The organism is Shewanella sp. 1311, assembly GCF_059338235.1.
On the sequence record NZ_CM181686.1, the window covers coordinates 4,598,320 to 4,611,973 of the forward strand.

Annotated in this window: 5 protein-coding genes; all 5 read left to right on the forward strand. The window is 38.3% G+C overall.

Annotated elements, in window-relative coordinates; translation table 11 throughout:
- Nucleotides 1–363: 363 nt before the first annotated feature.
- Complete coding sequence (locus AC5YB3_RS20265; protein WP_494526048.1) at nucleotides 364–1,980, forward strand: methyl-accepting chemotaxis protein; 1,617 nt, start codon at nucleotides 364–366, stop codon at nucleotides 1,978–1,980.
- Nucleotides 1,981–2,749: 769 nt separating this feature from the next.
- Complete coding sequence (locus AC5YB3_RS20270; protein WP_494526049.1) at nucleotides 2,750–3,970, forward strand: EAL and HDOD domain-containing protein; 1,221 nt, start codon at nucleotides 2,750–2,752, stop codon at nucleotides 3,968–3,970.
- 32 nt (nucleotides 3,971–4,002) lie between these two features.
- The gene (locus tag AC5YB3_RS20275; protein WP_494526050.1) at nucleotides 4,003–6,657 is read left to right on the forward strand and encodes a hybrid sensor histidine kinase/response regulator; all 2,655 of its coding nucleotides are present in this window, start codon (nucleotides 4,003–4,005) and stop codon (nucleotides 6,655–6,657) included.
- A complete protein-coding gene (locus tag AC5YB3_RS20280; protein WP_494526051.1) occupies nucleotides 6,650–7,897 on the forward strand; it encodes a response regulator in 1,248 nt (415 codons plus the stop codon). Before AC5YB3_RS20275 ends, AC5YB3_RS20280 begins: the two co-directional genes overlap by 8 nt.
- Nucleotides 7,898–8,297: 400 nt before the next feature.
- On the forward strand, nucleotides 8,298–11,387 hold the full coding sequence (locus AC5YB3_RS20285) for an EAL domain-containing protein (RefSeq protein WP_494526052.1): 3,090 nt from the start codon (nucleotides 8,298–8,300) through the stop codon (nucleotides 11,385–11,387).
- The last annotated feature ends 2,267 nt before the right edge of the window (nucleotides 11,388–13,654 follow it).

Sequence of the window (13,654 nt, forward strand, 5' to 3'; positions counted from 1 at the left end):
CATCGATGCATTAATACTGGGCAATAGGAGAGATCAGCGGCATTGAGCATAGGAAACGATGTTGAGAGCTGATAAGTTGAATGTGTCAGATCCCGCCATTGTGAGCACCTTTCTCTAAGTAGCGCTAAGCCACACCTGAGGAGTAAGAACAGTTCTTACTACAGATTTGTCCCTACCACGACCTTGCAACATTAAACCTACTGCCTATTATCTTAACAGTAACAATTGTTGGCGTATCCGAAGGCTATCAGCTTTATTAAGTTAAAATTCATAAAGCATTTATCTTGATTAAGCAGTATCTGAATAATATGAACCTTTAGCCCAACAATATATAGTGATTTTAATATGATATAAGGTAATAAAATGATTAGAAGTATCAACATTAAAAACCGACTTGTAATATCTTTCTCTATGACGGTATTGCTGATTATATTACTCGGAGGAGTCACTCTATCATCAATGAAAGATATTCGTGATGAAACTAATTTTATTGAAAAAAACATACTGCCAGCAATTACTATTTTAGGCGATTTAAATAGTAATGTAATGAAAGCTAAAATTATTACATTACAGTTATTAAACGATAAGGATGTAACAAGCATTAATAGTCACAAGTCAATACTGAGTGATTTAAATGATGAAACAAGAAAACATATTTCCGATTTCGAGGAAACAATTTTCAATGCGTCAGAGTTGAAACTGTTCAATAATTTTAAATCTTTAGTGGCTGACCATCATAAGATTCAAGCGGAGGTAATTGAATCTATATTGAATTCAAATCATGATATTGAACCTCTAATATCTAACGCTAACTCAGTTGTCAATGAAATGATAAACGTACTACATGAATTAATTATTACTAACAAAGCCGCAGCAGATGAAGCTCAGGCTGACTCAATGCATCAGTATAATAACAGTCTCTTAGTCACGGCGTTTATCATTATAATCACCATATTATTATCCATCACAATTGCAATCATGTTATCCAGAAGCATAAATCAACCTTTGAATATTGCCGTTCATTCTGCTGAAGTCATAGCGCAAGGGGATTTGACCCAGAATATTCACATAGATGGCTCTGATGAATTAACTCGTTTAACAAATGCACTAGCAATAATGCAAACCAATTTGCGTGCAGCTATAAAGCAAATCAGTGATTCATCTAATCAGCTAGCTTCAGCAGCCGAAGAACTCAACTCAGTAACGGAAAATTCATCTCGTGGGCTGCAACTCCAAAATGATGAAATTCAACAAGCTGCAACTGCCATAACTGAAATGAGTTCTGCTGTCGATGAGGTAGCAAGAACAGCTCAACAAACTTCAGAGGCATCAGCTGAATCAGCAAAATTAGCTACGCAGGGTAAATTTAGAGTGTCAGAAACAACTGCTGTTATTATTGATATGAATAATGAAATGGGAATAAATACAGAAGTTATAAATCAGCTAGCAACCCAAGTCACATCAATAAGTAAATTTTTAGATGTCATTAGAGCAGTCTCAGAACAAACAAATCTTCTTGCATTAAATGCTGCTATCGAAGCAGCCAGAGCAGGAGAAGCTGGTAGAGGTTTTGCCGTAGTTGCTGATGAAGTGAGAGGCCTTGCCCAGCGAACACAGGTTTCAACCAGTGAAATTGAACTCATGGTGCAGCAAGTGCAATTGTCTGCACAACAAGCCGTTACTTCAATACAGAATTCGAGCGCTAAATCAATACATGCACGGCAAGTTGCAAATGAAGCCGCTGAAACCCTTGAACTTATTGCATCACGTATTATGTCAATAAGTGATAGTAACCATGTGATAGCGAGTGCAACAGAAGAACAATCAAATGTAGCGCGAGTAATTGACAATAACATATCTAAAATTAGCGATTTAGCTGCACAAGCTTCTACTGGCGCTCATCAAACTAGTGCAAGTTCTATTGAATTAACTCGCTTGGCTGTTGACCTGAATGACTTAGTGATGAAATTTAAAGTTTAAACTTCATCACTATCAATGAAATGTTTTGAATTTTAGATGCACTGACTACTTTAATGCGGCCTAGATAATCCTAAGATCCCTTCAAAATGATTGGACTACTCAAACCCATGCACAACAGTCACGTCATTGCATCAACCCTATAGGAGGATGTGATGACGTGTATTTGTTAATAGTTTCCGCTCGAAAAGCTAAGAGGAATTGTGAGATTTTAAGCTGTCTTGTGTGAACTCCAAGCGCTCAATCGTAAAATATCCACTCGACAACACGCAACTCAATTTTGGACTAAGAACATTGTACCTTAATGAGATTTGACAGTAAAAAGTCCTACATCTTCTGGCTAAGAAAAGCCGAAATGGCACTGCTGGATAGGATGAATTAGGGGATGTTTAGTGGTGGCTTGGGGAGCGAAAAGAGCAAGGGAATGGGATTGAATATCGAGGCCGCAGATGCGGCCTTTTTGTTTGGAGATGGTTATTTGTGAATGAAAAATCTATTGCGTCAAAATTTTAGTAGATAATTTAATTTGTGTATGAATAACAGATGACTACTACTAAATAGGTATTTCGTCATTAATTTGACAGTATTTTATTTTGGCGGTCACCTAACCTAAATTTATTAAGTTTAATCCATTAGTTATAGGTGCTTAAGATGAATTTAGAGTTCGCTAAAATACTTTGTTGAAAGTTCTAGTTCCGAGGTCTAGACTAGAAACAAATGGACAAATTCACTAAAGATTTAAACTTAAGTGACAAAATGGAAGAGGTGACCTATGCGCTTTTATATGGCTAGACAACCTGTGTTAAATAGGCAGAAACATGTTGTTGCTTATGAACTACTCTTTAGGAATAGTCGGAACAATAGTTTTCCGCAAGGTATTGCTGATAACGCCGCTACAGCAAAATTGCTCGTCAATAGTTATTTAAATATGGATTTAGATGATTTGACGGAGGGTAAGCCAGCATTAATTAATTTCCCCACTCACTTTTTGAGTGAGTATTTATTATATATGTTGCCACATAATAGAATCGTGGTTGAAGTATTGGAAACTGTTGCGCCAAGTGAGGAGAATTTCATTGTAATTAAAGAGCTATTTAATTTGGGGTATTATCTTGCTTTAGATGATTTCATTTACTCGGCGGCATGGGAGCGGTTTTTTCCATTTTTTAAGCTTATTAAAGTAGATATTGTTTCTACACCGTTAGATAGTATTGCTCATTTAATTCCAATGTTTAGGAAGTATAATTTAAAGTTACTGGCTGAGAAGGTCGAGACTCTGGCTGAATATAAACAAGCTAAATTATTAGGATTTGATTATTTTCAAGGTTATTACTTTTACAAGCCTGAATTGATTGAAGGCTGTGAAATTGGTGCTTCTCAACACTTTATATTGTCAATTTATCATGAGGTTTTCAAGCCTGACTTTAGCTACAAAAAGCTCGAAAAGTATTTTTCTCAAGATTTAGATTTAACTTACAAACTACTTAGGTTTGTCAATTCAAGTCAATTTGAACATGTAACAGAATTTACCTCAATAAAGCAGACAATGATTTTTTTAGGAGAAAATAAACTTCGTAAGTTTGTTAGCCTTATTATGCTAGCTGAACTCAACCCAAACAAGCCTGTCGTGTTAATTCATAATACTATGATGAGAGCTCGGCTATGTGAGGAGTTAATTTCATTAATGGGATTTTCTTTTTTAAGTGAGTCAGCATTTCTTACGGGCTTATTGTCAACGCTGGATGCCATTCTGGATAAACCAATGGAAAGAGCAATAGGCCCTTTACCGTTAGAGCAAAAAATCAAGAGTGCACTACTTAATAATCGTGGGTATTTGGCTCATTGTTTACAGCTTGCGGTAGCATATATGGAAGGGGATTGGGTTACAGTTGATTATTTCATAGAGGTTTACAATATTGATCAAGACAGATTTATTTTAAAATGTGACAACGTATATGGTTGGTTGAATCAGTATCAACGTTCAGTTCAATAGCGCTGATTGATAGTGAATAATAAGGATGTTTTATGATGAACGTGATTGATTTGAACTTTTTTGATTCTTGTGCATTGCTGATTTCTACTGAAGGGGAGTGGTTAGGGGAGAATAACCTTTTTTTGGCAGATCCATTTTTAGTGGGTGCTAGAGAGTCTATTGTTTCTCATTTTAATAAAATTAATGCCCACCACCTTATTAATGAAAATCTTAAAATTAACGATAAAATAATTAATTTCAAAGTCATAAAGATGACTGATGCATGCTTTGTTGTTCTCTGTACTGTAGAGGATGGCGTGTTAACGTTAGATAAACTGAAAAACAGCCATTTTGGTCGCTTAGATTTTAATGATATTTCACCAGGTCAAACAGCAGTTAGTGTTATTGGTGTCAGTAGCGTGGCTATAATTGACCATGTTTTTTGTGAGTTTGGCTGTTTCTTTCCGTATCTTCGCCTTCGAGAATATATCGGTAAATCATTTTTTGATCTAATTAGTGATGTTTTTAAATGCGAGTTTACGATACGGGATAGTAGTAGGGTTTTAAGATGGTTTAGATATAAGTTTGCAACCAGCAAAGATCTACTTTTAGTCTTTAAAACTAAATCTGGTATGTATATCGAGTATCGGGACATTTTACATGATGATGGATCCAGATTAGGATTACTTACAGACCAAACAAGTAAATATAATAAAAGAAATATTTTAGTCGATAAATGTTCTGAGTTGATGCAGTTGAATTGTGCTCAAAATGATTTTATTGCGACTCTCGGTCATGAGATACGTACTCCATTAAATGCAGTATTAGGTTTGATTGAACTTAGTTTAGGCCGTGTAAACGAACAAGATAGAAAGTTGCTGTTAGTCGCATTTAGTACTGCAAAACAAGTTTTGTTGCTTATTAATAGTATGTTAGACATTAGGAAAGGTAATGAGATTAATGTAATTAGCAAAAGTGATTCTGTAGATGTTAGGGTCTTAGGGGAGTCAATTATTGATGTGTTTAGTCTTCAAGCAAGCAAAAAAAATATTATCTTAGATTTTTATATGCCGCTAGGGTTTAACTCTAGAGTTATTTGTGATGAAGTGAGGCTTAATCAAGTTATTTATAATTTGATCTCAAACGCAATTAAGTTCTCAAATAAAATTGAACCATCAATCTTACTTGATGTGGAAATTGTCGAGCAATCATTTGAAAATGTGAGGATGAAATTTTCTGTTATTGATAATGGTATTGGTTTGACGCAGGAAGAACAATTAAGAATATTCGGGAAGTATGAGCAGGTGTTATCAGGTTCGCATCGTCTGCATGGTGGTGTTGGTTTAGGGTTATATATTAGTCAGAGCATTTGCCATTCAATGGGAAGTGAGCTTGAGGTAGTTAGTCGAATTGGCGATGGAAGTGTTTTTTACTTTGTTGTTGAATTTGATGTTGATGATAGTTCAATTGCGCTCGATGAAGCTATATTTCATCGTTCAAATATGAATGTTCCCATTACCGCATATACTAATAGTCCTGATTTTCATGAGGCTGTAACAAGATATTCTAGCGATCTAAATTTTGAGTTGTTATTTTTACCAAGTAATGAATTGGTTGATTTTGATACGGATGATTCAATACTTTTTGTGGACTTAAGTCAACGTGATATTATCTCAAGGAATGAATTTATAACAAGTTTGTTCTCAAAGAAGGAAAGAGTTGCCGAGTTAAGTAACTTATCGCTTTCTCGGTCTCACTCTGATTATGAAGTCATATCATATCCGCCCTTAAAAATTTATCAGGTTATAGATTTTGTTAATGAAAAGAATAAGTCTAGTATTGTCAGTCTTGATGATAAAACGAATTATAGTAGTGTAAGTGTATTGGTTATTGATGATAGCCAAGACAATCTGTTTGTGATTGAGAAGCAATTATCGTCAGTTGGGGCAATGGTGGCATGTGTGCAAGATCCGATGCAGGCCATTGAGCTTTTTAAAGCTAATAAATTTAATGTAATCATTTCAGATGTTGTAATGCCAACTATATATGGTCCAGATCTTATTGCAGTTATTAGAGAAATTGAGAATTATCGAAATCTTGCTCCTTCAATTATTGTAATGTTGACTGCAGAACATGGGGATGAATGTAAGGAAGAGTGTTTGCAGGCTGGAGCTAATCGTGTACTTGTCAAGCCACTTGCACTGATAGATCTCGTTCACCTTTTAGATGATGTTAAAACAACCTTAGAAAAACATTCAAGTTTAGAGACCGAAACCGTTAATACTGATGATGTTTCATTGGGCAGTGACTTTTTTTGTTTAAATAATACAGTAGATGAAGTTGCTGATGTTTCACAGATTGTCGATTTTTCAGCGATATATAAGTTCGTTGGCCAAGATGTTACTGATGATGAGTTAGAGTTTTTTCTGGAGCAATATTACAGCAATTTATTAGTGAAGCGCGAATCATTACGAACCGCAATTATGGATAATGATATTCGTTCCATTACTGGGATAAGCCATACCCTTAAGAGCAATTCTCTTTATGTTGGTGCCAAAAAATTAAATTTATCTTGTCAAGAGTTGGAACGTGTATCTCGTAACAGTGATATCGAGTACAAACAGGTACTAGAGTTTTGGCAAGAAGTAGATGATGATTTATTCGCATTGTCTGATTTTTTTATGCGTAGGAGTAATGTCCGTGGATAGAGTTAATTTTGAACATATCGTCCTCTTTACAAATGATCAAGATAATGACCGTTTATTGATAAGTGTTCTGATACGTCACTTTTCTCGTATTCACGTGATTAAATCAAATGTTGAGCTTGTTGAGCAGATCAAACAGTCAACACCAAAAGTGATTCTTGTTGCAGCAGAAACATTACAAGAGACTTTACTCATTTATTACGAAGCGATTGAAGAATTGCAGGCCGTAGATATTTGTGAACATGCGGTTGTTAGTCTAATTCCAAAACATCAAGAAAAAGAAGCATACGAGGCTTATCGAAGTGGGGTTATCAATGATTATCTGATTGCTAGGCCTATGTATGAAATACATCGAGCGATTATTATATGCACTCATTTATTACGAGAGATTGGTCTGAGAGGTAAGAATAAAAGAGTTGAAGATTTTATAAATATTCAGGAAAACTACTCTTCGCATATTAAGGAAATTGTACTTAAGGGAGTTCAACGAAAAAAGGATTTAGAACAAAGCTTTGAGTCAAATTTAGCAGAAATTGAGGCATCGTTAGACAGGGCTGAGGCACATCTTGCAAGCAATAAGACTGCAGAGTTAGATTTAGCGTCATTGAAAAAAATATTATCGTTTATTCGTTCTAACGAGATTAGACCTGCTTTGTTGAAGTTGCAGAGCAAGGCGCTTCACTTACTTGAACTTGTTGTTACTGATGTTTCAAATGTTGCTATTGTTGCTGAAGCTCCTCTACCTGATGAGCCTTTAGAGGTTGAAAGTAAGACCGTAGCGAGTGTGGATACCACTAAGTATTCGTATAATAAATTATACACAGATTCAAAAAACGCTAATGTACCGGTTGAGATCCCCGTGGTGCCAAAGATGTTAATTGTTGAAGATGATCATATTAGTTTGAACCTGACCATTATGCTTTTAAGAGCATTTGCGATTGAACTTGATACCTCTTTGTCTGGTCGAATGGCCTTGGACTTACTGTCAAAGAAAAAATATGATGTGATTTTAATGGACATAAATCTTCCAGATACTAATGGCTTTTATCTTATAGACCACATTAATAAATCAAATGGTATTAATGCTAGCACACCGATTGTTATGTTAACTGGTAACAAAAATAAATCATCGGTACAGCAAGCCGTTTCTGTTGGTGCGAAAGGTTATATTATCAAACCACTTTACAAAGATTCGATTGTAAAACTATTTAAAAAATATGATATACCATTACATTTAAGATAATTTTTATAAGATTTATTCATGAAAATAATGAATGATTTAGCCTGTAAGTCATGTCGATGAGGGATAAAATATTACTTTGTAGGTATTGCGTTTTCGAATTGTCGCTGACTATTTTTGGTGGTCAATATTCCTGATTTCTCTCCATTTGCCTTTTAAATTCATTTGCATAGCTTGGTTGCAGTTTTTGAGTTGGTAACTATATTTTAGATAACTATTTATGTTGCATTGACATGTTACCAATTGTTTTAATAGGTACTCATTGAGAAATGCCTTGTTTTTGAACTATTGTCTTTAGCTTGAATGTGACTTTATTGAATGGCCATTTAGTTACTGGTTGATGAGAGTGGCAAACCAAGATAGAGGAAGTCGTTCGACTGGCGCTAGCTGTAATGGAGTGAGAATGTTAGATAATCAAAAGTCACGTACTCAATATATTGTATTGGCTGTGGCTATTTATGCATTTTCAGCACTGGGTTGGATTTTTTTATCTGACCAATTATTGCTAGTGCTGATGGACACTGAGACGGTTTTTCGTCTTTCACTTGCAAAGGGGGTTTTCTTTGTATTCACCAGTGCGTTTATTTTTATTTTTGTTCTGAGTGCCGTTCCTGATCGTCATAAAGTTCTTGCTAGTAATTTATTAGATATCACATTTTCCCAATCTGCCCCTATCCGCAATTTCACTTGGATTAAATACACTGTCATCTTTGTCTTCACCTTGATTACGCTTTGGTTTGCTAGTTATCTTACCGTTGAGCAACAGCAGCGTTTGTTGTTGCTTATCTTTATGTTGCCCATTTCATTGAGTGCCATTTGTGGAGGGTTGGGCCCGGGATTGCTGGCGACGTTACTGTCAGTTTTATGCGTTTATTATCTCAATCCATCCATCAATGATTTAGGCAGCATCCATTCTATTGATTTACTCCAAACGATTAGCCTTAGTGTTTATGGCATATTGATCAGTGCGTTAACTGGTTATTTACGGGCCTCATTGAAAAAGTTAGATGTTAATCATCAATTACTAGACTCTATTGTTTCCCAAACTACCGATGGCATTTTTGTTAAGAATTTAGCTGGGCGCTATCTCTTGATTAATCACGGCGCAGCTGCATTTGTGGGTAAATCTGAAGATGAGATTGTGGGTAAAACGGACCGTGATATTTTCGATGCTGATTCAGCAAATATAATTCAAGAAAAGGATCAGATGGTTTTAGCATCAATGAATGTTATCACTCAACAGGAGCTTTTGCACATTCAGGGAAAGAAGGCGGTATTTCAAGTAACAAAAGGGCCTGTTATTGACTCTCAAGGCAAGGTCTGTGGATTGTTCGGGATTGCAAGGAACGTAACGCTCCAAGAAATGAATGCAGAGCAACTACGTATTAGTGAGGCGAGTTTAAAACTAGCACAGCAGTTGTCCGGTATTGGTAGTTGGGAGTGGGATTTAGTTACTGATGTACACACTTGGTCCGAACAAGTGTTTGTGATTTATGGACTCCCATATAAGCGAGATGCTCCAACTATGCCTCAGGTTGAGCCTTTATTTACTCCTGAAAGTTGGCAAGCACTGAGTGTTTTAGTATTGCGGTGTATGGATACAGGTGAGGACTATGAATGCGAAGCAGAATTTATTCGTCCCGATGGCTCTTACCATTGGATTATGGCGCGAGGACATGCGCAGCGCGATGAGAACGGCAAAATTGTTAGGTTGCATGGTACCGTGCAAGATATTACCCAAGCTAGGATGCTAAAACACCAATTAGTGGCACAAGCTGAACAGTTGCAACGGGTAATTGAAGGTTCTGAACAGGGCTTCTGGGATTGGAATGCGAGGACGGGTGAAGTACAAATTAGTCCAAGATTTGAGGCTATTTTGGGTTATCAAGCGGGTGAGATGAAGTTGACGGTGAAGAATTGGCGTCAGTACGTCTATGCTGAGGATATTCTTGAGATAGAAAAACAGGTTCAAAAGCATCTTACGCATAACGCGGACAGTATAGATTTAGAGGTTCGTTGCATTAAAAAATCCGGTGAAATGTGTTGGATCCTGTGTAAGGGGCGGATTGTTGAAGTAGATAGTCACGGAAGAGCGTTAATGATTTCAGGAACCCAAGCTGATATCACTCTCATTAAAACTCATGAGGCAGAATTGGACCGAGTGGCAAATTTCGATGCACTTACGGGACTACCAAACCGCCGTTTGCTGTTAGATCGTTTTCAGCAAACTATCGCTCGTGTTAATCGAAATGGCAGTATCTGTGCGGTGTGCTTTATGGACCTTGATGGTTTTAAGATGGTAAATGACCGTTATGGCCACGGTGTGGGTGACCAACTGCTCGTTGCGATTGTAAATAATGTGTCTGTTGTTATACGTCAGCAAGACACTCTCGCTAGGGTTGGTGGTGATGAGTTTATTATTTTATTTGAAATGATGTCTGAAGAGGAATGTACTCAAGTTTTACAGAGAATTTTAACTGCCGTCGATCAAGATATTGTGTTAGATGGTAATAAATTTGTGCGCTTAAGTGCGAGTATTGGTGTGAGTTTATATCCTGAGGATAACGTTGATCCTGATATCCTATTGAGGCATGCCGATCAAGCTATGTATATGGCAAAAGCGGCAGGTAAGAATCGTTTTCAAATGTTTGACCCAGAAATTGACCGTAGCATTATTGCGCGTCGAACTTGGTTAGAAGAACTTAAATCGGCTTTTGCGCGTAATGAGTTCGTCATGTTCTACCAACCCAAAGTGAATTTAGCTACAGGAAAAATTATTGGCGCCGAAGCATTAATCCGTTGGGATCACCCGCAGCGCGGTATAGTGGCACCAAGCGAGTTTTTACCTGATGTTGCCGGAAGTGACTTTGAAATTACTTTGGGTGAGTGGGTTATTAATACTGCTGTAGCTCAATGTATGCATTGGCGAATGGATGGAAGACCGCTTGCCGTCAGTATCAATGTGAGTGCCAGGCAATTACTGGCGGAATATTTTTGCGATTTCCTGCAGTCATCTTTGATGCAGCATCCTGATTTAGTTGTATCAGATGTTGAATTGGAGATTTTAGAAAGTGCCGCCATCGAAGATATGGCATTAGCGATTGAAATCTTAAAAGAGTGTAAGCGTTTGGGAGTCCATTTTTCTCTCGATGATTTTGGCACTGGTTATTCATCATTAACTTATTTACGCCAATTGCCCGTGTCCAGTATCAAAATTGATCAGAGTTTTGTGTGTGGAATGCTGGAGAGTGATGATGATTTACGCATCGTGGAGGGTGTTATCCGTTTGGCTTCTGTGTTTCATCTCAATGTCATTGCTGAAGGAGTTGAGACGATTGCCCACGGTAAGAGTTTGGCTGATTTGGGCTGTCAGTTATGCCAAGGCTATGGCATTGCGCGACCTATGCCTGTGGGTGAGTTTGCTATTTGGTATGACAAGTGGCCATCACAATATCAGCAGATAAAAGGTGAGTTTGAGCAGATGGCCAAGTAAGTGATCTGTTCAACTAGTGTTGGTGACATAACTATGATCACATCCAGTAATAGCGGGCACTTTATAGCATTAGGACAATTTTGCCAACTGACACGTTGTGAGCGGAGTATTACATAGGGCTCATAAATTGCTTTGGGGTGTGAGTGGGTTAAAGCCATCTGTTGTATCTAATTGCTTCGTGATTTGAATATTGATAGGTAAACTCCAAACTAATCCAGTTCAATCGTGCGTTCAGTTTTACTTATTCTTACACCACTCTCATCATCTGCAGACGTTTTACCCTATCACGTTACGCCTCATGGTCAGTCATCGGTTTTATCCAATCCCAATGCACATCAAGTAATGCGCTAATGCCGGTAGTCGATGATGGCCGGTACCTAAGCGTGTTGTTCCGCTTGGTCCTATGATCCTGCCGTGTGTTTACCTGCAGCGGTGTCCGCTGATCTCACGCTGGCTAATTGCTTGTTGGGATAGGGGATGGATAGGGCATAGGTGTTGATGCCTGGCATCAATGTGCATGTTTACGTTCGTTAGCTGCTTAATACCTGCAGACGTGTTATCCAATCCCAACGTGCATCTTGAGCGCTGAACAGTTATCCGCTAATGCCGGTGTGGATGATGCCAGTACCTAAGAGTATGGTCCTATGATCCTGCGTATTTACCTGCAGATGTATTAGTCGTTCAGGCATACGCTCATGTCTGTTGGTGAAGCCGGCATTGATAGGGCAGATATAGGCGTGTTGTACAGCGATGGCGAGTGGAGGATACCGCACGTTTTTTTAGTATTAATTGTTACTTATATGTTGTTCATCGATAGAGGTATTACGCCATTGTGGTTCAATCGTTTTTCGATGCGGCCTAGATAATCCCTAGATAGCCTCAAAAAGTTGGGAGCACTCAAACCCATGCAGCAGTAGGGTTACAGGCGAGTCGTTGCATCAACCCTACAGGAGGATGCAACGACTCGCTTTTGTTGCTTTTGTGTTAACGATTGAGGGCGTGAAGAGTTGGGCAAAATGCGAGGTTTTTGGCTGTTTTGGGTGAATTGATGGCGCCCAAATGGATCCTTCTATTCGGCTCACGGTTTCGGTCGTTGCCTCATCCTGCTTGGGGGCTATCCGCTCGCCGTTTTTGGTCATGAAAAGCAGGCAAAGTGGGATGATCTGCACACTGTTTCTGAGTGATTGAACGCGTTTTTAGGCTCATGCTGCCTTAGTTTGAATTGTTATTGATATGTTTTAATTCAATGGGTGTTGTTCAGTGTGTTGCACCAATATAGTTCAACCGTTTTTCGATGCGGCCTAGATAATCCCTAGATAGCCTCAAAAAGTTGGGAGCACTCTAGCCCATGCAGCAGTAGGGCTACAGGCGAGTCATTGCATCAACCCTAGTGGAGGATGCAATAGCGCGCATTTGTTGCTTTAGTGTTAATTGTTAGCGATAGGGTGAAGAGGGTAAAAGCCAAGGTTTTAGACGGTTTTAGGTGAATAGCTGCTGTCTAGGCCTAGGCTCATTTTAACCGAGTGCCACTTTACCTATATTAGTCATCATGCATGGATAGAAAGGGAGCGATGATCATGTGCAATTATGAGGAATTTAGACTTTCTGATGGGCGGATTTTGTGTCTCGTCTATGCTCACGGTTTGATTGAAACCGAACGCGACACTTTATGATGATGAGAATCACTCTCAACTCGCTACAGATGCGAACCATTATCATCGCGGGTCCTTCCGGCGCGGTTGATTGCGGGGGCAGCGACACGCAGTGCTTCACTACATATGAGGATTTTAGAGGGCTTGGTTGTTGTTTTATTAGCGGGCTTTTAGGGGGCGTTCATAATTTTGAACGCTATCTATGGTGTTGATTGTAATTGATTATTTTGCTTGCTTTCTCAGAATCTCAAAAAATAGGTGTGCTCGGATATACCAACTTCAATAGATCGATTTTGTGATCCTTTGATCTTTGTTGAATGGGCCGAGATTTTGCCTCTAAGGGTAAGCGAGTCACTATAAAGCGGAGAACATGGAGGGGAGAAACCTACCTTTAGTTTGAACACATCTGAGTGCCACCACCTAGGCATAGCGTTTCGTTCTAGCTTTATCCCAAAATCACTTAACTGATAACTAAATCATTCCAAATTTACTTACCGGTTAGTGCTGTATGTCATGACTGTGATTTTACGCAGTACTTAACCAATGCTTGCCACTGCAAAAAGCTTGCGCTAATCAAGTTGCAATCAAACAATCCATTGGTGATATTGGCGAGGC